The organism is Mucilaginibacter gracilis (genome assembly GCF_003633615.1).
Taxonomy (GTDB): domain Bacteria; phylum Bacteroidota; class Bacteroidia; order Sphingobacteriales; family Sphingobacteriaceae; genus Mucilaginibacter; species Mucilaginibacter gracilis.
The window spans coordinates 5,133,561-5,154,992 of record NZ_RBKU01000001.1; the positions used below are offsets into that span (position 1 = coordinate 5,133,561).

General features: G+C 41.3%; 16 protein-coding genes. 7 read left to right on the forward strand and 9 right to left on the reverse strand.

What is annotated here, in order from left to right:
* Positions 1–37: 37 nt before the first annotated feature.
* Entirely contained in the window at positions 38–607 is a 570-nt protein-coding gene (locus BDD43_RS22755; protein WP_211339715.1) for an RNA polymerase sigma factor, read from the forward strand.
* A complete protein-coding gene (locus BDD43_RS22760) occupies positions 565–1,743 on the forward strand; it encodes a S1C family serine protease (RefSeq protein ID WP_246001744.1) in 1,179 nt (392 codons plus the stop codon). Before BDD43_RS22755 ends, BDD43_RS22760 begins: the two co-directional genes overlap by 43 nt.
* A gap of 424 nt (positions 1,744–2,167) precedes the next feature.
* On the opposite strand, the gene BDD43_RS22765 is transcribed toward BDD43_RS22760, so the two are convergent.
* Together BDD43_RS22765 and BDD43_RS22770 are read right to left on the reverse strand one after the other, a co-directional pair.
* On the reverse strand, positions 2,168–2,752 hold the full coding sequence (locus BDD43_RS22765) for an LOG family protein (RefSeq protein WP_121200069.1): 585 nt from the start codon (positions 2,750–2,752) through the stop codon (positions 2,168–2,170).
* A gap of 137 nt (positions 2,753–2,889) precedes the next feature.
* Positions 2,890–3,453 (reverse strand): YqgE/AlgH family protein, encoded by a 564-nt coding sequence (locus BDD43_RS22770; protein ID WP_121200071.1) that lies wholly within the window; start codon positions 3,451–3,453, stop codon positions 2,890–2,892.
* Between the two features lie 133 nt (positions 3,454–3,586).
* On the opposite strand from BDD43_RS22770, the gene pdxH reads away from it, so the two are divergent.
* The 3 genes from pdxH (at position 3,587) to BDD43_RS22785 (ending at position 6,043) form a co-directional block, all read left to right on the forward strand.
* Positions 3,587–4,234, forward strand: coding sequence for a pyridoxamine 5'-phosphate oxidase (pdxH, locus tag BDD43_RS22775; RefSeq protein WP_121200073.1), 648 nt, complete (start codon positions 3,587–3,589; stop codon positions 4,232–4,234).
* Positions 4,231–4,728: an NADH-quinone oxidoreductase subunit C gene (locus tag BDD43_RS22780; protein ID WP_121200075.1), complete on the forward strand. Its 498-nt coding sequence runs from the start codon at positions 4,231–4,233 to the stop codon at positions 4,726–4,728. Before pdxH ends, BDD43_RS22780 begins: the two co-directional genes overlap by 4 nt.
* 130 nt (positions 4,729–4,858) lie before the next feature.
* Positions 4,859–6,043: an NADH-quinone oxidoreductase subunit D gene (locus tag BDD43_RS22785; RefSeq protein WP_121200077.1), complete on the forward strand. Its 1,185-nt coding sequence runs from the start codon at positions 4,859–4,861 to the stop codon at positions 6,041–6,043.
* Positions 6,044–6,121: 78 nt separating this feature from the next.
* On the opposite strand, the gene BDD43_RS22790 is transcribed toward BDD43_RS22785, so the two are convergent.
* The 3 genes from BDD43_RS22790 to BDD43_RS22800 all read right to left on the reverse strand — a co-directional run bounded on the left by BDD43_RS22790 (position 6,122) and on the right by BDD43_RS22800 (position 13,080).
* Complete coding sequence (locus BDD43_RS22790; protein ID WP_121200079.1) at positions 6,122–7,015, reverse strand: PorP/SprF family type IX secretion system membrane protein; 894 nt, start codon at positions 7,013–7,015, stop codon at positions 6,122–6,124.
* An 18-nt stretch (positions 7,016–7,033) separates the two neighbouring features.
* Entirely contained in the window at positions 7,034–11,968 is a 4,935-nt protein-coding gene (locus tag BDD43_RS22795; protein ID WP_121200081.1) for a beta strand repeat-containing protein, read from the reverse strand.
* A 128-nt stretch (positions 11,969–12,096) separates the two neighbouring features.
* Entirely contained in the window at positions 12,097–13,080 is a 984-nt protein-coding gene (locus BDD43_RS22800; protein WP_121200083.1) for a DNA/RNA non-specific endonuclease, read from the reverse strand.
* 318 nt (positions 13,081–13,398) lie between these two features.
* Here BDD43_RS22800 and BDD43_RS22805 point away from each other — a divergent pair, with 318 nt between their 5' ends.
* Together BDD43_RS22805 and BDD43_RS22810 are read left to right on the forward strand one after the other, a co-directional pair.
* Entirely contained in the window at positions 13,399–15,999 is a 2,601-nt protein-coding gene (locus tag BDD43_RS22805; protein ID WP_121200085.1) for a TonB-dependent receptor, read from the forward strand.
* A gap of 64 nt (positions 16,000–16,063) precedes the next feature.
* Positions 16,064–17,146 carry a hypothetical protein gene (locus tag BDD43_RS22810; protein WP_121200087.1) on the forward strand — a complete coding sequence of 361 codons (1,083 nt, stop codon included), beginning with the start codon at positions 16,064–16,066 and terminating at the stop codon, positions 17,144–17,146.
* Between the two features lie 200 nt (positions 17,147–17,346).
* Here BDD43_RS22810 and BDD43_RS22815 read toward each other — a convergent pair whose 3' ends face one another.
* The 4 genes from BDD43_RS22815 to BDD43_RS22825 form a co-directional block, all read right to left on the reverse strand.
* Entirely contained in the window at positions 17,347–18,162 is an 816-nt protein-coding gene (locus BDD43_RS22815) for a sterol desaturase family protein (protein ID WP_121200089.1), read from the reverse strand.
* Positions 18,163–18,214: 52 nt separating this feature from the next.
* Positions 18,215–18,391, reverse strand: a complete 177-nt coding sequence (locus BDD43_RS30220; protein ID WP_162847152.1) for a hypothetical protein — start codon at positions 18,389–18,391, stop codon at positions 18,215–18,217.
* 5 nt (positions 18,392–18,396) lie between these two features.
* Positions 18,397–20,706 carry a GH92 family glycosyl hydrolase gene (locus tag BDD43_RS22820; protein WP_121202091.1) on the reverse strand — a complete coding sequence of 770 codons (2,310 nt, stop codon included), beginning with the start codon at positions 20,704–20,706 and terminating at the stop codon, positions 18,397–18,399.
* A 138-nt stretch (positions 20,707–20,844) separates the two neighbouring features.
* A complete protein-coding gene (locus BDD43_RS22825; protein ID WP_121200091.1) occupies positions 20,845–21,231 on the reverse strand; it encodes a hypothetical protein in 387 nt (128 codons plus the stop codon).
* Positions 21,232–21,432 lie beyond the last annotated feature (201 nt).

Sequence of the window (21,432 nt, forward strand, 5' to 3'; positions counted from 1 at the left end):
TGCTTGGGTTACAATTTAAAAATAAACGTATTAAGTAGTGAATAATAATGTGAACAACACAGCACCGGCAGATAACGAAGCTATTTTAGGCATTCTGAATAATTCGGAAGCTATGCTTAAAAAAATTTATATCGCTTATTTCCCTATGGTGCTGCAATTGGTTATCAGCAATAATGGCAATGAGGATGATGCTAAAGACGTTTACCAGGAAGCTATTATCGTTCTTTATAATAAGGTTAGGACAGGTAATTTTGAATTAAGCAGTAAGCTTAAAACGTTTATCTATTCGGTTTGCCGCAGGCTATGGCTTAAAAGGCTAAGCCAGATGAGCCGTTACGGTGGCGACATTCATGATTTTCAGGATTTTTTGCCTGTAGAGGAAGACCTTACTAACCACGAGGAAAAGGATATACAGTTTGATAAAATGGCCGGAGCACTGAGTTTATTAGGCGAACCCTGTAAAACCATTATTGAAGACTTTTATATAAATAACAGATCGATGCAGGAAATTTGCGAAAAGTTTGGCTATACCAATGCTGATAATGCCAAAACGCAAAAATATAAATGCCTGCAACGGTTAAAAAAACTATTTTTTCAGCAAAAGTAATGGAGGAAAAGAAGATGAGTGATATTGAATTATTGGCGGTAATTGAAAGGTACCTTAACGGCGAAATGACTGCCGACGAGCGTACCCGTTTTGAGATACTGCGTAACGAAAATACTGGTGTTGATAGTGCTGTAAAAGAACACCAGGAATTTACCGCCCGCATAAAGCAATACGGCGAACGTGTGGCGTTTGAAAACCTGCTTAACGATATTCATAACGAAATTGATGTACAGGCATTAAAGGATGAGTTTGTACATCACCCATCGTTAATAGTACGCTTGTGGAGAAATCATCATTCTAAAATATCAGTAGCTGCTTCTATCGCTATATTTGCGGTTTTGGGTACCTTATTTTTTACCGGATATTTAAAAACACAAAATACCGAGTACAAATACACCCAGCTATCACGGGAAGTGGGGCAAATTAAAAAGTCTAACGAAGACATAAAAAGTTCTCTTACACATTTAACCGGTAATACTATTGGTGTTAAACCTCCTCCATCTAACTATCATAACACAGGTACCGGCTTTGCATTAACAACAGATGGTTATTTGGCAACTAATTTCCACGTAGTAAGCGCGGCCGATTCTGTATACGTACAAAATGCCGACGGCGAAGCTTTTCACGCAAAGATCATCTCTACAGATCCAGCTCACGATATTGCCATCCTGAAAATTTCCGATCCATCTTTTAAAGCTTTAGCTGCATTACCATATGGTTTTAAGAAAAGCAAATCGGACATGGGTGAAGATGTGTTTACTTACGGATATTCTGGCTATTCAAAAGAAGATGGCGTTTATACAAAAGGCTATTTAAGCTCAGGGAACGGCTATAAAGGTGATACCGTTAAATATCAATTATCGATGGATGTCGACTTCGGCAATAGCGGTGGGCCCGTTTTTGATTCACGAGGTAATATTATTGCTATGGTAAGTGGCAAAGTTGCACATGCTGATGGAAATGCATTCGCCATAAAATCTAAATACTTGTTTAAAGCTATTCAATCTATCCAATCAGATTCGTTAAAATCTGATAAAATCATCTTAAACACCAAAAGCAAGTTAACAAACGTTAGCCGTACCCAACAAATAAGCAAGTTGCAGAACTATGTATTCATGGTTAAGGTGTACCAATAACTAATAAAATAAGCATAATAAAAAAAGGGAACAGAGTAATAGCTATTCCCCTTTTTTATTATGCTATCAGCTTTAGCGGGTTTACAATTAGCTGCAAATATTCAATTTGTTAAATAATGTTAACTTGAGCCCGCCTTCATCTAATTTTCATTTAAGCCGGGTAGTTTAGCTGCATCTAAACAACCAAGCATGAAAAAACTAACCAGAGTAAACTATCTCATCATCCGTATAGGGTGCCCTCTTTTAGGCTTATCTCAAAACAAAACCCATTAATTACCATGCAATTACGTAGCTCTTTTATGAAATCAAAATTGCTCACCTTATTATCGCTGGTAGCTATAGTGCTTTCGTTAGCGGTAATTATAATTTTGGCGGCATGGCTTATTACAACCCACACGCACACACTTTAAGGGGGCAATTTTTTTTATGATAAATTACGCTCTTTAAACCAAACCTCATCAGGTTCGGCACTAAAAGTTTGCATCAGGCTAACCAACTCGGTTGCATCGGCAGATGTTAATACCAGTTCGCGATTAGCAGGTTTTAAAAAGCGTTGCTCAACCATTACATCCATCTGTTTCAACAAAAAGTCGTAAAATCCGTTTACGTTAAGTATGCCAATAGGTTTTTTGTGCAGCCCTAATTGCAGCCAGGTTAGCACCTCAAAAAATTCTTCGAGGGTACCAAAACCGCCGGGCAGGGTTATAATACCGTCGCTAAGGTCGTTCATTAATTGCTTGCGCTGATGCATGTTTTCAACAACATGCATTTCGGTTAAACCAGTATGGCCAACTTCCTTATCCATCAAAAAGCCCGGAATAACACCTATTGCTTTACCGCCACGCTGCAAAACAGCATCGGCCATAAGGCCCATTACCCCTACTTTACCGCCGCCAAATACTAAAGTTATATTTTGGGAAACCAGCACTTCGGCCAATAAGTTAACGGCTTGTTTTAAAACAGGGTCGCCATTAAAATTGGCTCCGCAAAAAACGCATATACTCTTCATTTAATTAGTTCATTAGCCATTAGTTAAATGGTTATTAGTATGTGCAAACGTAGCAGTATTATTAATTAAAAATGTAAAAAAACTATTAAGAATGTAATACCAATAAATTAGCAACTAGTAAACTAACGGCTGGTGAACTAATTTAACGCCGGGTTTTCGGGAAAGTTAGCAATATGGGCATAACGCTGGCCAAGGCCAACCACGGCGCTTTTCCACAACGATTCTTCGTTGTTATTAAATAAAATATCGGGGTTAATTAAATTGGCAACAATCCAGGTATCTTCTTTTAATTCGCCCTCAAGCTGCCCCTCGCTCCAGCCAGAGTATCCTACAAAAAATCTAATCTCGGTATCATTTAGCTGGTAGGTATTAACCAGCTCTTTCACTTGTTCAAAATCACCGCCCCAAAAAATACCGCTGCATATTTCTATTCCGTCGTCAATTTTTTGCGGACAGCGGTGTACAAAATGAAGCGTGTTACTACCCACGGGGCCGCCCTTAAAGAGCGGAAATTCGGAATACGATATTTCGGGAATAATATCACCCAATAACATATCGCTAACTTGGTTAAGCACAAAACCCATTGCGCCTCCGGCAGAAAATTCGGCTATTAAAATAACCGAACGCTTAAAATTAGGATCGAGCATAAACGGTTCCGAGATCAATAATCTCCCTGCCGCCGGCGAAATTGAACTAAGCATGTGTATGTATATTTGGTGCTATTTACGCTTTTTTAATTAATTAGTTAACGTATATAAGTAAAATTACAATATACGGTTTTAGTTTTGACTAAAAATAAAATAAGCCGATAGCAATTTTGTAACTTTGCCCGCAATGAATCGCGATATTATACAAAACTTAAGGGTAGACTACAGTTCGGCTTCTTTATTGGAAAAAGATGTAGTTGCCAACCCTATTAACCAGTTTGAGAATTGGTTTAAAGCGGCTGTTGATGCTAAAGTAAACGAACCCAATGCCATGACACTGGCTACGGCAACCAGCAATGGCCGACCGTCGGCCCGCATCATGCTACTTAAAGATTTTCACCAGGAAGGTTTTATATTTTACACCAATTACCTGAGCCGCAAAGGTAAGGAGTTGGCTAAAAACCCTTTGGCAGCATTGTTGTTTTTTTGGCCCGAGCTTGAGCGCCAGGTGCGCATTGAAGGTACGATTGAAAAACTAAGCCGTGAAACATCCGAAAAATATTTCAATACCCGCCCAAAAGGCAGCCAGGTTGGTGCAGTGGTTTCGCCGCAAAGCCAGGAAATTGAAAGCCGTGAGCTTTTAGAACAAAAATGGAACGAACTTGAAGCTGTTTATGCCGAAACTGCGGTGCCAAAACCTGCACATTGGGGCGGTTTTATTGTAAAGCCCACACTAATTGAATTTTGGCAAGGCCGCAGCAGCCGCCTGCACGACCGTATTTTGTATAAACGTACCGATAAAAAAACCTGGAAAATAGTACGCCTTGCTCCATGATTTTTGAGGATATTAAAAATATACTAATAACAAAATTTGGCTCCGATATAATTGTTGGTGAAGAAACATCGGGCTTACAGTGGGCTTTGTTAATAGCGCCGCAAAATATAACTGCCGTTTGCCTTGAACTGAGGGATAACCCGGCAACGTATTTTGATTTTTTATCCAACCTATCGGGAGTTGATTATGGTACTGCCGAAAACCGGTTTGGGGTAGTGTACCACCTGGCATCTATCCCCTACCATACGCAGCTAACCTTAAAAGTTAGCTGCACCATTAACCCTGATGCCGATGCGCTGCCAACCTGCCAAAGTGTATCATCGGTATATAAAACTGCCGAATGGCATGAGCGGGAAGCTTACGACATGCTGGGTATTTTTTTTAAAAACCACCCCGATATGAGGCGCATTTTATTGCCTGATGACTGGGAGGGTTTTCCATTACGGAAGGATTATGTGGAAGCGGAAGAATATAAAGGCATTAAAATAAAATGACAAAAGTGTCATTGCGAGCGATAGCGTGGCAAACGCACGGAAGCCGAGCCGACATACAAAACGAGCAAGTATCCGTGCGATTGCTTCGTACCTCGCAATGACAAAATAGATCGAACATCCGAAATCCGAAATGTATAACGAAGGACTCGAAAACTACCGTAAAAAAATAGCCAGTGTGAAGGCTGATGAAATGGTGCTCAATATGGGTCCGCAGCATCCGTCTACGCATGGGGTTTTGCGTTTGGAGTTAATTACCGATGGCGAAATAGTGCGCGAAGTTATCCCGCACATGGGTTACCTGCACCGCTGTTTTGAAAAACACGCCGAAATGTTAACCTACCAGCAAACTATTCCGTTTACCGATAGGATGGATTACCTGGCCTCAATGAATAACAGCCATGCCTGGGTAATGGGTGTTGAACGCATGATGGGGATTGATAAAGAGATCCCCAAACGGGTTGAGTACATCCGCGTGCTGGTTTGCGAAATGAACCGCATCGCATCGCACTTAATTGCCATTGGCACTTATGGTATTGATATTGGTGCCTTTACCCCTTTTTTATGGTGCTTTAGGGATAGAGAGCATATTATGGGTATGCTGGAGTGGGCTTCGGGCTCGCGCATGCTTTACAACTATATTTGGGTTGGCGGCTTGTTTTACGATTTGCCTGTTGGCTTTGAAGAACGCTGCCTGGAGTTTATTAGCTATTTTAAGCCCAAGATGGTTGAGTTAAATCAACTATTAACCGATAACCAGGTGTTTATTAACCGCACCGCCAATGTGGGTATACTACCTTTAGATGTTGCTATTAATTATGGATGCAGCGGCCCTATGCTGCGTGGATCGGGCTTAAAATACGATTTGCGGCGAATAGATGGCTATTCGGCTTATCCCGAACTGGAGTTTGATATTCCGGTTGGTACCGGATTGATGGGAAAAGTTGGCGATTGTTGGGACAGGTACAAAGTGCGGGTTGATGAGATAGAACAATCGCTTAAAATTATGGAACAGTGTGTAAACCGCCTGCAAAAAGAATTGAAACGCACTCCCGATTTTGACCCCAGGGCCAAACTTCCGCGAAAGCTTACACCAAAGGCCCAGGATTTTTACATTCGCGCCGAAAACCCGCGCGGCGAATTAGGTTTTTACTTTATAGCCGATGGAAAAACCGAAAAACCTTTCCGTGTAAAATCGCGCGCACCGAGTTTTTGTAACCTATCGGTATTGTCCGAAATATCAAAAGGTGTACTCATTGCCGATTTAGTAGCCATTGTAGGCTCGATAGATTTTATGCTCGGCGAGGTTGACAGGTAAAATATTTTATACTCACCAAAATAAAAAAAGCCATCCCGGATAACCCGGAATGGCTTTTTGCTTGATAAGCAATATCGTTTATTTCAATTTCGAAAGGTTTATCTTTAAGCTAATTTCAAAATCGCCACTGCTGTATGAGTTTAATGACGAAGTGTTGGTTGTATAAAAACCAAGTATTGAGTAAGCGGCAAAGCTATATCCCACACCAAAAGTTGCACTTTTTGAGGTGTGATAAAAACCCTGTAAGCTAAATTGCTCGTTATTAAAGGCAACGTTTGCACCAGCGTCAAAAATATTATCGTATCCTTTTACCTGGCGGTAAGCAGCTTTTGGTTCTACGCTAACATTGGCGGGGTCAAAAAACTTATAGCTTACGGCGGTAAAAAAAACTTCTCTTTCTTGCAGGCTGCCATTGTCTTTAAACAAATAACGCAGGTTTGGTAGTGCTCCTTGCACGGTTAACTTGTCGCTGGTATATGCCACACCAAAATCGCCGTCAAATGATGTTCCTTTGCTGTTATAATTAGCCAGGGTAGGGTCGCTTTGGTCGCCAAAAACCTGGTCGATATTTAAATGGTTATCAACCACACCTGCCGATAAACCAAAGTTTAATTTTTGGTTGTCGCCGCTTAAAGGCAAATGGTATGCATACGTAACCATAGCCCTTGTTTGCCTAAACACGCCCGATAACTGGTTGGTTAAATTAACACCCAAACCTACCTTATCCATTTGGTACTCGGCCGAGGCGGCTTGCGAATTTTGCGAACCGTTAACACCCAACTGTTGTTTACGGTAATCAACATTAACATTAAAGCCGCTGTTTAGCCCTGCCATTGCAGGGTTAAACAGGTATTGGTTTTGGTAATATTGCGATGAAAGCGGGCTTACCTGCGCCTTTACTGTTGTAACACCGCAAGTAAGTAAACCTATAAAAAGGGCCGCGGTTAACTTATAATATGTATTTGATCTCATTTGCTTTCTTTAATTTTTTTAGTCTCTAACAACGCTTATAACACCTTTGTATGGTACACCGGTACCTAAATCAACTACATAAATATAGGTTCCCTGAGGTAATGGAGATCCGTTATAGTAACCATTCCAATCGTTATTGTAACCGGTTTTTGAGTATACCAATTTGCCGGTTTTATCATACACCTTTACGGTATTGGCCGGGTAAAGATCAATATTACGGACAACCCAAATATCGTTTTTACCATCGCCGTTAGGTGTAATTACATTGCTTGTTTCTAACGATTTTGCCAAAACAACCTGTATAGTAATGCTTTGGGTTGTTGTACAGCCGCCGGCGTTAGTTGCTGTTACTGTATACGTAGTTGTAGCGCTGGGGCGTATGGTAACTGATGCATTGGTAAGCGAACTAATTATGGTTGAGTTAGCCGTCCAGCTATAACTGGTGCCACCGGTTGCGGTTAGGGTTGCATTACTGCCTTTTGAAACCACATTCCCGTTAGCATCGCTGGTAATAGTTACCACAGCCAACGAGCTTACCGTAATTTTAAATGTGCGGGTGTAAGTATCAATACCACCATTTGCGGTTCCGCCGTTGTCTTTAACGGTAACAGTTACATTGGCCACACCGCTTGCGCCCGAAGCAAGTGTATAGTTAATTTGTGCCGTTGACGATGTTAAAGGCAATACACCAAATTGTGAAAATAAACCAGGGTTATCTGACGTTGCAGAAACAATAGTAGTTTGAGTTGATTCGCCTGCCGAGATACCTGTTAATGGTATAGTTTGCGCTGTTGCTGTATAACATAAAGCAATATCGGAGATTGCTGCAAGTGTTGGTGCTGAATTTACACCAGTACCGGTTAAAGTAACCGTTTGTGAAGCTGCACCTGTACTTACTACTGATATAGTACCATTGGCTGAACCAATGGTAGTTGGGGCAAATATAACGTACACCGTTTGTGGGTTAGCAAAATCTGCTGCGGTATAGGTTAACGTAGTACCATAAGTGCCGGTACTTGTTTTAGAAATGCTATAAGGTGCAGCAGTTGTTAAAATGGTAGCCGCAGTTATATTAGCACCAGTTATTATAAAGCTTTGTGCTGCCGAGGTTGTTCCAGAACCCTGTGCAAAAGTTAAAGCTGCAGGAGCCACAGTTAACGTAGGCACACCAAGGCCGGTACCTGTTAATGTAACTGTTTGAGTTGCGGCACCTGTGCTGGCATTAGTTATTGTGCCATTGTTAGCTCCTACCGTAAGTGGGCTAAATTTAACTGTAACAGTTTGGGCCGAAGCTAAATCGGTAGTTGTATAGGTAAGCGTACTTGCAAAAGTAGTACCGTCTTTAGATATGGTGTAAGGACCGGTAGCGGTAAGTACTGTATTTGCAGTTAAATAAACACCCGATAAGCTATAGGTTTGTGTTGAAGTAGTATTAATTACACCGCTAAACGTTAATGTTGTTGGTGTAGTAGTTGGCGTTGTGGCTACAGTTAAAGCAGGTACGCCAACACCTGTACCGTTTAATATTAAAGTTTGGGTATTACCGCTTGCCGTTGCAATAGCCAATGAGTTTGTATTTGGCGTAGCTGTACCAACTAAAGTTGGACTAAACTGTACGAATACTGTTTGAGCACCTGCACCTGTAGGAAAATCGGCCAGGGTATAGGCTAAACTTGTACCGTAGGTTCCGCCTGCTGTTTTTGAGATAGTATATGGCGCAGTTGCAGTAACAGTTGTGGCACCTGATATATTAGCACCTGTTATGATAAAGCTTTGCGATGCCGATGTTGTATTTACAGTTGCACTGAAAGTAAGAGCAGCAGGGTTAAGCGTTACAGCCGGAACCGGGGCAGCTACTGATATACCTGTTAAGGCTACTGGCAGCACTACTGCACCTGTACCGGTTGTGGTATTGGTTATACTTCCAGCCAATGTACCAATGGTTGCAGGTGTAAATTTGATATAAACCGATGGCGCAGTAGTTGCGGTTAACTCGGCAGCTGTGTAAGTTAAATCGGTAGTTGCAAAAGTTGTGTTATCTTTTGATATCAAATACCCTGTGCCTGTAACATGTACTGTAGTACTACCTACCAAATTAACACCTGATAATGCGTACGATTTTACAGCCGAGGTAGAAATAGTTTGATTACCAAAATCAACGGCGGTAGGTGTAGTAGCCGGAGCTGTGGTAGCGGTTAAAACCGGAATAACGCCAGTACCTGTTATTGTTACCGTTGGCAGCGTAGCTACCTCGGTATTGGTAAAAGTAATGGTTGAGTTTGCGGCACCTGCAGCTAAAGGGCTAAATTTAACCGATACGGTTGGCGCAGTGGTTGCAGTAAGTTCGGCAACCGAGTAGGTTACGCTTGCTGTATATGTTGTACCATCTTTTGATACCGTGTAAGGAGCCGTTGCGTTTACCGTAGTAGTTGCAGTTGTAAGTGTTGAACCGCCTAAAGTAAATGTTTTAACCAATGTAACTCCTGCATTAACGTTACCAAAGGCCAAAGTTGTTGGCGTAGCTGTTAGCGTTGGCAATGCAACCACATTAGTACCTGTACCATTTAGTATAACACCCTGCCCTATTGCGCCGGTTGTGGTAATGCTAACGCTACCAGTTGCTGCGGTAGTGGTGGTTGGTGTAAATTTAACCGATATGGTTTGTGCAGTAGCTAATGTTGCAGCCGTAATAGTTGCCGTTGTAACGTAGGTTGTACCACCATCAACCGAAATGGTATACGGCGCGGCAGTTGTTAACGTTACCGGTGCTGTTAGGCTACTTGCTGATAAAGTGAATGTTTTTACCAAAGTACCCGAATTTACCAAAACTGTTGTACCAAAGTCAATTGATGAAACTGAAGTTGTTAAGGCCGGTGGAGTAGTTGTTGTAACAGTTGCTGTTGTTTGTGAATTACGAGGTACAATGTTTGCAATGCCTGTTTCCAAAACAAAATCTGTTGAGTTAACATTGGTGTCGTATCCGTTACCGGCAGTTGCATCTGAACCACCCGGTGCCAATGTAGCGGCTGTTGATGATGCATTGGCCAACCTAATATCACCACCTGTAGCACTCATTGCAGGGGCAGACCCTGTTAAAGATGTTGTTGTCGGTACAGCAGGATTAGCTAAAACGAAGCTTTCATTATAATTTACTAATCCCCAGCCTACAAAATCAACAATATTTGCTGTAGATAACAGTAGCGGCGGAGAAGTTGCTGCGGTATTGGGAGGCGTACCGTTTAACACAGTTGTGCTATTACACAAAGCAAGTTTACCTGCACCTGCACCCAGGTTAAAATTGTTTACTATTCCAACAGTGGCCAAATCGGCCGTTACTGGCAGAGCAGCCCCAACCGTTACAGTTTGGCTATTGGGTTGTTCTTGCACAAGGTAGTAACCATGTGATTTTATAACCGTACCAGCCGGGAATGTGGTTTGACCGCTGAACGCTCCAACTCCAGCTGCCGATTGATACTGAAGTGACCATGTACTCAAATTAACATCGGCGCTTGTTGGGTTATATAGCTCAATAAAGTCCCAGTTATATATAGCACCGCTGTTACCACCAGCCGTATAAAGTTGACTAATAACTACGTGATTAGCAATTGAATTTCCACTACCGGTAGCTGTACCGTTTAACGATACTGTTTTACTTGTAGCTCCGGCACTTGCTATAGTTATAGTACCTGTTGGTGTGCCTGCCGCTGTTGGCGCAAATACCACCGATAACGTAGGAGATGTTGTTGCCGCAAGTTCGGCAGGTGTATAGGTTACTAAAGTACTGTAATTAGTACCATCCTTTGATATTGCGAATGGTGCTGCAACGCTTACTGTTGTGTTAGTGCTTAAACCCACGCCCGATAAGGTAACAGATTGTGCTGTAGAAGTTGTACCCACAGCCTGGCTTGTAAATGTTAAAGTGGTTGCACTTGCAGTTAAAGTGGGTGTAACACCTGTACCTGCCAAACCTACATTTTGTGTGGCAGCACCTGTACTTGTTATAGCTATATTACCTGTTGTAGCTGTTGTTGTGGTTGGGCTAAATTTTACCGATATGGTTTGTGCGGCAGCTAATGTAGCGGCAGTAATAGTTGCCGTGGTATTAAAAGTTGTACCACCATCAACAGAAATACTGTATGGGTCGGCGGTGGTTAAAGTTGCACCGGCTGTTAAGTTACTTCCTGATAAAGTAAATGTTTTTACTGACGAACCGTTAACACCTGTTGTCGCGCCAAAATCTAACGAAGTTGGCGTTGCTACCAGGGTCGGTGTTGATGAAACGGTTGTTGTTGAACCATTAAAAACCACATTATCTATACTAAAGGTACCGCCGCCTGCAGTTCCATTAGCATTTATTCCATAAAAACGAATCGTTACCGGGGCTGTTAGGTTAGCAAAGGCGGTGGCATCAAATGTAATTGTACTACCATTAGTAGCGCCAGTGGTTGCGTCTGTTATTTGAAAAATATTAGTTGCAACAACGCTTAGTGCCGCACTAGTAGGATTAATTGATGCGGCAAGATTACTATTGTAGCTATCCAAACTGCTGCGTACTGCATATTGCCTTATCCCTGTGGAAGAACGTTGTACGGTAAAGGTCATTGTTGTTAAAGTCAGTTTCGCCGCATTTGGGGTTAACGTTACCGAATAGTATTTAGTGGTGTCAATAGAACCGGTAAATGCGTCGGAGCCGGCGGTTGCTCCCGGGGGCCATTTGCTAAAACTAAATCGGTTACCTGCACTGGAGGAAGTAGAAAGTGTTGATGCAGCAGTAAATAAACCGCATGTAAGCCCAGGAATACTGGCGGGTGTAGCACCCGTTGGATCAGATTGCCCCGATGCCACAACAAAACTACTAAAATCGTACGTGGCTGTAAAAGCTTGCCCGAAACTGAGATTGCTGACTAACAAAAAAAACAATGAGAACACAAAATAGAGTAACCTTTTTTTCATAAAGTATTGTTATTAAGACGTTATTTACTTAATTAAATCTCCTGCCAAGGAGTGTTAAGAGGCTATTTAACAGCCTCGTGTTAAGCTAATTGAGATATTGAATATCCAATAGGCATTTTATAAAAATGCTATTTACCATCACCTGTTTTGGCTTTCAAGGCGGCTTTTACATCGGCCGGTAGTGCGCCAAACAGATTGATTTTTTGGCCGGCTGTTGCACCTGTCGAGGCGTTACTGGCGGCTTCTATTGCGTTAACAGTAGTAATGTATTGTGTCCAGTCGGCATTAATAGAGTTGATATTAGGTGTATTAACCGCAATAATTTTGCTCGAAGCTGTAATTCGGCTCAAATCGCCGGTTGAGGATGGTATCAATATCGCAACCTTCCAAACATAGCTTGGCACGTTAACGGCTTCGTTTGTATACTTGCTATATTTTATTGTGCTGAAGGTACCATACAAACCGGTGCCGCCTGTACCATAACTACCCATTATAATATATGCTTCCATACCGTTGCTGTTAACTTGGGTACGTATATAGTCTTCAAGGTTGCCCCAGGTTTGCTGATTATTTTGCGGAGCCTGAGGTATCATGTTAGTCATTAAAAAAGTAGCCTTGTTTGCAGTTAACGAACTTGTACGATCTGCCGAAGGGCAATCATGCCCTCTGTCGAAACCGTAGGTAGCATAATTATAGCTATCGCTTTGTACAGCAAAAAATGCGGAAGGCAAGCCTGCATAGGCTGCAAATGCATCGCTGCGTTTGGTACCGCCAATAGAAGTTTTATCCAAATGCCAGCAAACCCAGTTTGGCGTTTCTCTGGTTGAGCTATAGCTTTCTACGTAATAACCTTGATTTATTAAATAATCGTCTTTATTAACAACAACATCTGTGCTTGCAGGTGTAGGGTTGCCCAGAAAATTATTGCTGTCTTCCCCCGAAGTGGGTGGAGCATCGTTACCTACCGGAATAGTAACCGGGGTTGTTGCCGAGCCTGTACCGGAGGTGTCGGCAGCATCGGGGATGAAAGAAAAATTATCGCCCTTGTTTTTAGAACAGGACACGATAAAGGTAGCAAAGAGGGCAAAAATTAGTAAGTGTCTAAATTTCATCTATCGAAAATAAAATGTTTTACAAATAAATAGTTAAGATGTTAACTGAACGTTAAAACTTTTAAATAAACCACTAATTAACAAAAAAAATCAAAGAATAACAGGCAATTGTGCGATTTTCTTTTAAAAAAGTAAAATTTATGCATTATTCGTTATAAATTACCCAAAATAAACAAAAAATACTCAACCTATGCGATTTTTTTTTTATACTTACCGGATATTTAACAATTAATTAAAAAACAACTAATCATAACATAATAACTTAAACGAAAACTTACTCTAATTTCGAATCTTCAATTTTCATACAAAAAAACTCTTATGAGATTAATTTTACTTTTTTTCTTAGCTCTGATGTTATCCGGGGCACAGCTATTTGCGCAAAGCCGTATAACCGGCAAAATTTTCGATTCAAAAACTCAAGAAGCACTAATTGGAGCAACTGTTGTAGTTAAAGGAAGCACCGTTGCCGCTTCGGCATCATTAGACGGTTCCTTTAAAATCACCCTCCCTGCCCCCGGCAGCGGCGTGTTGGTATTTAGCTATATTGGTTATATATCAAAAGAAATTCCGGTTTCAGAAAGTAAAAATCTCGGATCGGTTTTGCTGGTTGCTAATTCGTCGTCGTTAAACGAGGTTGTAATTAACGCTCCGGCTATTGACCGTAAAACTCCTATAGCTGTTTCAACCGTAAATGCCGAATTTATAGAAGAAAAAGGTTCGGGTGTTGATTTTCCTCAATTACTAAAAGAAACTCCGGGTGTTATGGTTACCGAAAACGGCGGTGGTTATGGCGATTCGCGCATCAGTATCCGTGGCTTTAGTGCCAACAACGTGGCCGTGCTAATTAACGGTATACCCGTTAACGATGTTGAAAACGGCCGTGTTTACTGGAGCGATTGGGCAGGTTTAACTGATATTACATCATCAATACAGGTACAGCGCGGTATTGGAGCATCTAAGGTTGCAGCACCATCATTAGGTGGTACAATTGCTATTACAACCCGAAGCCTTGACGCGCAGCCCGGCGGTACCCTAATTGGTAGCGCGGGTAGTTTTAATGCTAATAAAGAGGGTGTATCGGTATCGTCTGGCTTAAGTGATAAAGGATGGGCAACATCTTTCCTACTATCACGTACCAACGGCGATGGTATTGCACAGGGTCTATATTTTAACGGATATAGCTACTTTGCCAACGTGAGTAAATTACTTACAAAAAGCCAAACACTATCGTTAAACATAATGGGGGCAGCGCAATTACATGGGCAGCGTTACAACAAAAACCTAATAACAACTTATAAAAATGCTACACAGGGCCCACAATATAACTCTGATTGGGGTTATTATAATGGACAGGTACAAAGCGCCGAAATAAACTATTATAACAAACCAGCAATTGCACTTAACCACATTTGGACAATTAATTCAAGTTCGTCATTATCTACTGTGGCACAGGCTTCGTTTGGGACAGGCGCATCAAGATATGTTACCAATGCAAGCGCGTCGCCTTATAAAACACTATTGCCAAATAAATCTGGCGAATATCCAAGAACAGGGGACGCCTACTCGCCTGTTGACTTTGACGCATTAGTTAAAAATAATATGGCTAACGGCGATGGTTCTTCATTAAATTATTTTCAAAATGTTGCCAATAGTCATCAGCAATACAATGTGCTATCCACTTATAAAAAGAATTTTAGCGACAATCTTGATTTGATGCTGGGAGCCGACCTAAGATACTACGAAGGCCAACATTACTACCAAATGCAAGATTTACTGGGTGGCCAGTATGTTTACGATCCGCGTACAACCAGTAATTCAAGTGGTGTAAACGCAGGCTCGGGCGATATTAATAACCCTTATCACAAAGTAGTAGTGGGCGATAGGTTTAACAGAAATTACCAGTTTGATGTAGGTTCGATAGGTTTATTTTCGCAGGTTGAGTACACCAAGAAAGCCCTTACGGTATTTGCATCGGGTGCTATCTCTAATACAGGTAATAAAAGGATAGATTATTTTAACTATTTAAACGCCGACCCTAACCGTGAGAGTAAATATATTTACTTTTTAGGCTTGCAAGCTAAAGGCGGTGCCAACTATAACCTTGACAACAATAATAACGTATTTTTCAATATTGGTTTTTTACAACGCGCACCATTAGTTGCCAATGTATTTGTTAATAACAATAATAGCATTAACACTGACGCTGTACCCGAAAAACTAATGAGCTATGAGTTAGGTTACGGTTTTAGAAGTGCAGAGTTAACAGGAAACGTTAACCTTTACAGATCAACCTATCACGACAAATCTGTGGCTCCTGTTACCGAGGTTAATACCGACGGTTCGGTTTCATCAGTTAACCTTTCGGGATTAAATGAACTTCACCAAGGGGTAGAATTTAACCTGAATTATAAACCAAACCGGGCTATTTCTTTTAGGGGTATGTTCTCGGTAGGTAAATGGACGTATCTATCTGATACAGGCCCAATCCAGGTAATAAGTGACAACGGCTTTCCAAATACTTTACCTTCACTGCACGTAAAAGGACTTAATGTAGGTGATGCTGCACAAACAACAGGCTCGTTTGGTGCCGATTGGTATATTTTACCTAAGGTGAAAATTAACCCTGTGGTAAACTACTATGCTAACTATACTGCTAATTTTTATGCTGATAATATAACCGGGGCTAATTACGTACCCTATAAAATACCAAACTATACTTTATATGACCTAAACATAGTATTCAGATTTAAATTTGCCGGCCTGGATGCTTCATTTATTGGCAACTGCCGTAACCTATTTAACACCGCCTATATATCTGACGCTCTTGACAGCAGCGGTTTAAACAATACGGCATCAACCATTGGCGTATACTATGGTACTGGCAGAACATATACTACCACTTTAAGGATAAAATTTTAATTTAAATAAGATTACTATGAAATCATCATACCGGTGATTTGTTAACATATAAAAATTAAGTAAAATGAAAAAATTATATTATTTACTGGCCTTAATTGCTGTAGGGTTTGCCTCGTGCGATCCGTTGAGCCAAACTTATAAGGATATTGACGCAAAACCTGCGGCCAGCACTCTTACTTTTAGCACAACTACAACCTATGCATCAGGCGATGCCGCTAAAACAGGTTTATCGGCTTTGTTAAACACAAAATATGGCAATTTAGCCGAAGGCTCAACGGCTTCTATAACCTTCCCGTACTCAACTACGGTAGTTATACCAACCGCGCCCGATTTTTTACTGTCGCACGTGGGCTATACCGCCGTTGCTGCCGATTATAGCGGTACATCTTTCACTACGGCGCAGGCAGTTACATTTTTAACTGCCAAATATCCAACACCTGTTGCCAACCAACTGGTTGTATTAACATATAACTATCTTGAAAGTGGTGTTACGCCAAGTACCGGCGTTATAACTACCGATTCGTATATGTTTTTAAGTGGCATTTGGACAAAAATTTATACCCTATCGGCCGCGCAATATACAGCAGCGGGCCGTGGTACAAACCTTTACTTTGTTACTAACGACCTGCCAAACATACCGGGCGTATTAAGCTCGTTATTGTTAGACGACCCTATGATTCCAACTCCTAAAGTTGGCGATGTTAAATACGTGAGCTACAAATACAACGGCACCAGCCAAAACGTATTGGCTTTAATGTTTGACGGAACAAAATGGGCAGACCAAGCTACATTTGCTTTCTTAAAACTTAACGGCACCTGGGTACCCGACCCTACTGTGTATGTAAACGAACCGGCTGCTGCCAATAATCCGGATTATCTTTATCTTCAAACAACAACTATTGGTACCGACGCGGCAAGAGCGGGTACAGCAAGGTATGGAGATTTTGAACTTCGTACATCAAATGCAGCAGTATGGCAAGCTGACGAGATAACACGTGCTTTAGCTGCTATACTGTTACATAAGTTCCCTACAGCAACGGTTGGCGTTCCGTATAAAATAACTTACGTAACTTATCCGGGTAGCAGTACAACTGTTTCAACAACATTTATATTTAACGGAACTGCATTCGTGATTCCGCCGCAGTAAGCTGCAAAACATATCAGCAAAAAAGAGCGATGGTTGCCCATCGCTCTTTTTTGCTTTTAAAGGCACTTTCCTTAAAAAAAATCACCTTATTTCCCCCCTTCATCGGTATACTCAATAACCTTTTATAGCAGCATGGCTAACGCGATGCTCATTTTTTGTGACTCTGTGAGCTCCACCAATAAAATATCGAAGTGTTTGTGTTATTTAACCGCCTGATAAGTTGCCAATGGTTCGTTGGTATCACTAATTTGAGTTCCAAATCGGTTTTGCTGAACCCGGTCAAATTCCTTTACATAGTCCGTGTGTTCGGTTCGCATTAGCCTGTCCCATACCCTAAAGTAGAGGCCGTAGTTGCCATTAAACTTTTTGTGGTGAAGGTTGTGATGAACCGAAGTATTAAACAAGCCAAACAAGGGCGATTTACGGAAACGCTTTGGTACTATTTCGTAACCCAAATGGCCGTAAACATTAATTATAAAACCGGTAAAGGTGAATAAGGCTATGGTAAGCGTATGCACCGGCAACACAAAAACTATCACCAACAATACGCCGCCTTCCGTCCAGGCCTCAAAAAAATGGAAGGAATAAGAAGTCCAAGGTGATGGATTGGTTGATTTATGATGCAGCAAATGCGTATGCCTGAATAATTTAGGATGATGAAGCAAACGGTGCATCCAATAAAAATAGGTATCGTGAATAATGAGGCATAAAACCAAACTCACTATTATCCACCATGTTGGATAGTCAGCCAGGTTACTATAAACCCATGTATAATTTCTTAACGGCGTGTTGAGTACCAAACATGCTATAACAGCCAGTATGGCTGTAGTTTGCACCGAATGTAATATCTCGCGGTAAAAATCGGCATTGGCTGCGGTACGGCTTTGTATTTTTGCCTTTGTTAACCAGTTAGATAGTATTTTATAGCATAGCAAAAAAGCAATACCTGCAATAACAAAATACCGGGTAGCCGAGATGGTAAATATTTTTAGAAACAGATGAACAACGTTTTCCATAGCTATTGTTATTTTAACAATGCAAAACTAAGGTAACATTACCGCGTAAAGATTAACAAAGGTTAATTAACGCTTGCGCGCAGTCGAAATTCTTTTGCGGATACGGCTCAATGATACCGGCGTAATACCCAATAACGTGACTAGATATTAACGATGGCTCTAAAATATCGGCCACATCCAAACCCTTAAATAGTTGGAGGTACAACGCAATATCGGCAGCACTAAGCATGGCTACTAATGATGTTGCGAACCCATGTAAAAGGTTATTTCGCCACCATTCATAATGTCGGCATGCGACAAGAACAGACTGTTTAACGGTTTACCGTTAAGTAATATCTTTTTAATATACACATTTTTATCGCTCTGCTCCTTAACATTAATTGTAAAGGTTTTATTATCGGCAACCTTGATAACAGCATTTTGTATTGCGGGGCTACCAATGGCATACACATCCGAACCGGGAGCTACCGGATAAAAGCCGAGCGTGCTAAAAATATACCAGGCACTCATTTGCCCGGTATCGTCATTACCACCCAAACCATCGGGAGTTGCTTTGTACATTTTTTTCAGTATCATGCGTATGCGCTCCTGGGTTTTCCAGGGTTTATCGGTCCAGTTGTACAAATAAGCTACATGGTGCGATGGTTCGTTGCCATGCACATAGTTACCAATAATACCGTCGCGGGTAATATCTTCGGTTTCGGCGAAAAATTTATCGGGCAGTTCCATTGTAAATAACGAATCGAGGTATCGCACCACGCGTTTGTTACCGCCCATCAGTTTAATCAAACCAGCCGGATCGTGCGGAACATACAAGGTATAGTTCCACGAGTTGCCTTCAATAAAACCTTGCCCAAGTGTGGTAAGGGCATCAAAACCTGGGCGGAAAGCTCCATTATCTAACTTGGGCCGCATAAAGCCAACCGATGGATCGTACACGTTTTTATAGTTTTGCGCGCGTTTACTAAACTCCTGGTAAATATCATCGCGGTTTAGCTTTTTGGCAATTTGCGCTATGCACCAATCATCGTAAGCATATTCTAATGTTGACGAAACCGAATTGCCATTCTTTTCATCGGGTATATAACCCTTATCAATATAATAGCCAATGCCCTCAAAACTACGACGGCGTGCGGTAGTAACGCAGGCATCAAGCGCCTTGTTTACATCAAACGATACGTTTCCTTTTATAATGGCGTCGGCTATTACCGATACACTGTGGTAACCGCTCATGCACCAGTTTTCGTTTGCCGAATTTGACCACACCGGCAACATATGTTCCGGGCTTTGATCAAAGTGCACGAGCATAGATTTTATCATATCGGCATTACGCTCCGGCTCTATAATGTTAAACAAAGGGTGCAGTGCCCTATGCGTATCCCATAACGAAAACGTGGTGTAATTGCTAAATCCATCGGCCGTATGCACATTTTGATCTAACCCTTTATATTGCCTATCCACATCCATATAAATGGTGGGGTTTATCATGGCATGATACATTGATGTATAAAAATTTTCTTTATCATCGGTGCTGCCGTTAATCACAATTTTATGCAATTCTTGCTCCCACTGCTGCGTGCCGGCGGCTTTTACTTTGTCAAAATCCCAGCCGGGTATTTCGGCCTGCATGTTTTTTAGAGCACCATCCATACTTACAGGCGAAATGGCGAATTTAATTTTGATCTTCTCCCCTTCGCTTGTCGCGAAATCAAAATAAGCCCTGATCTGCCTTCCAGCTACTTCGGGGAAGTTTCGCGATTGGTTGAATTTGCCCCAAAAACCACCATACTTTTCCTTTTTTGAGTTGTTAACGTTGCCATAGCTGCTAAAAGGTTTTGATAGCCGCATGGCAAAATACAGGGTGCGGTTTTTTGCCCACCCGCTGGTTTGCCTGTAGCCGGTAATGAGTGTATCATTAACAACGTGCATATAAGTCCACACGTTTTTATCCTCATAGTTATAAATACCGGCCATAAGGTCTAAAATAATATGGGCGTGTTCACTTTTGGGGAAGGTGTATTGATGAAAACCAACGCGGGTACTGGTGGTTAATTCGGCTGTTATGTTATAGTCGTCGAGCTTAACTTTGTAATAGTTAGCTTGTGCTACCTCGTTTTGATGCGAAAATGCCGACCGGTAACCACTCCGTGGCTTATCGGCCACACCCGGGTTAAGCATCAGTTTACCAACGGTAGGCATAATCAAAAAATCGCCAAGGTCCGAGTGGCCCGTACCGCTAAAATGGGTATGGCTAAAGCCTACAATACTTTTATCGTCATACTGGTAACCGGCGCAATACTTATAAACGTCGGGGTCGTATTTACCGTCTTTAATATAACCCACGGTATCGGTTTCGGGGCTTAATTGCACCATCCCAAAAGGCACCGTAGCTCCCGGATAAGTGTGCCCCATGCGCTGTGTACCAACAATTGGCTTAACATATTGCACCAATCCACCGGGATATTTAGTTTGCGCCATGCCGTTAAAGGCCGACGCCGCTAAAGCAAATAAAACTATATTTTTATAAACGTGTAATTTATGCATCGATTTCGGTCTGGTTTTTTTAATAAACCACAGCAACCAATTTAGGTAATTATTTTAAAACCACACCTTCATATTTTTTTTAACAAAAATGGCACCCTAAAACAGGATGCCAGGTAAAATATAAAGTCAGTTATTAAATTACGATGCCGTTACCACTTCTGTGGTTTTAGCTTTCTTTTTAGAAGCTTTTTTATCAGGATTTTTTAAAGCTACCGGCTCCTCTTTTACCGCATCCGCTTTATCAGCCGGAGCAGCTTTTACTTTACCTTTTTTAGTTACCGGGATCTCTGCTGTTTTTTCAACTTCGCCGGCGGCAACAATGGCCACCTCATCTAACATAATTTCTTTAGCAACTTTTTTTGCAAGTTTGCCGGAGCCCTTTTCAATTACCTTCTCAAGTTTTTGAGACCCGGCGCCTATATTAGCCGAAACCTTTTTTAGTTCGGCTATTAAACTTACGAGAATATTTTTTTTAGCCGTTTTTCTGGCAGACTTAATTAGTGATTTTCGTTTAGTATTTTTCATATTTATAGAAGCGATTAACAGCAAAGATAGATTACCTTGTTGTTAATTTGATATTATCATTATGTTAACAAACAAATAGTATGTTAACTTTCAAGTTATATTAAACTTATTTAATACCGAAGTTAATAGCAAATAAATGGGGCTAAGCAATTTATAAACACCTACATGCAATTGGATTTAAACACTTACCACACGTAATTC

Excerpts from the sequence above, each read along its gene's own strand:
- BDD43_RS22805 (WP_121200085.1), top strand. The coding sequence starts at position 13,399 with ATGAGATTAATTTTACTTTTTTTCTTAGCTCTGATGTTATCCGGGGCA.
- BDD43_RS22795 (WP_121200081.1), bottom strand. The coding sequence starts at position 11,968 with ATGAAAAAAAGGTTACTCTATTTTGTGTTCTCATTGTTTTTTTTGTTA.
- pdxH (WP_121200073.1), top strand. The coding sequence starts at position 3,587 with ATGAATCGCGATATTATACAAAACTTAAGGGTAGACTACAGTTCGGCT.
- BDD43_RS22765 (WP_121200069.1), bottom strand. The coding sequence starts at position 2,752 with ATGAAGAGTATATGCGTTTTTTGCGGAGCCAATTTTAATGGCGACCCT.
- BDD43_RS22780 (WP_121200075.1), top strand. The coding sequence starts at position 4,231 with ATGATTTTTGAGGATATTAAAAATATACTAATAACAAAATTTGGCTCC.
- BDD43_RS22790 (WP_121200079.1), bottom strand. The coding sequence starts at position 7,015 with ATGAGATCAAATACATATTATAAGTTAACCGCGGCCCTTTTTATAGGT.
- BDD43_RS22785 (WP_121200077.1), top strand. The coding sequence starts at position 4,859 with ATGTATAACGAAGGACTCGAAAACTACCGTAAAAAAATAGCCAGTGTG.
- BDD43_RS22815 (WP_121200089.1), bottom strand. The coding sequence starts at position 18,162 with ATGGAAAACGTTGTTCATCTGTTTCTAAAAATATTTACCATCTCGGCT.
- BDD43_RS22810 (WP_121200087.1), top strand. The coding sequence starts at position 16,064 with ATGAAAAAATTATATTATTTACTGGCCTTAATTGCTGTAGGGTTTGCC.
- BDD43_RS22800 (WP_121200083.1), bottom strand. The coding sequence starts at position 13,080 with ATGAAATTTAGACACTTACTAATTTTTGCCCTCTTTGCTACCTTTATC.
- BDD43_RS22820 (WP_121202091.1), bottom strand. The coding sequence starts at position 20,706 with ATGCATAAATTACACGTTTATAAAAATATAGTTTTATTTGCTTTAGCG.
- BDD43_RS22770 (WP_121200071.1), bottom strand. The coding sequence starts at position 3,453 with ATGCTTAGTTCAATTTCGCCGGCGGCAGGGAGATTATTGATCTCGGAA.
- BDD43_RS22825 (WP_121200091.1), bottom strand. The coding sequence starts at position 21,231 with ATGAAAAATACTAAACGAAAATCACTAATTAAGTCTGCCAGAAAAACG.
- BDD43_RS30220 (WP_162847152.1), bottom strand. The coding sequence starts at position 18,391 with ATGCTTAGTGCTGCCGATATTGCGTTGTACCTCCAACTATTTAAGGGT.
- BDD43_RS22760 (WP_246001744.1), top strand. The coding sequence starts at position 565 with ATGCCTGCAACGGTTAAAAAAACTATTTTTTCAGCAAAAGTAATGGAG.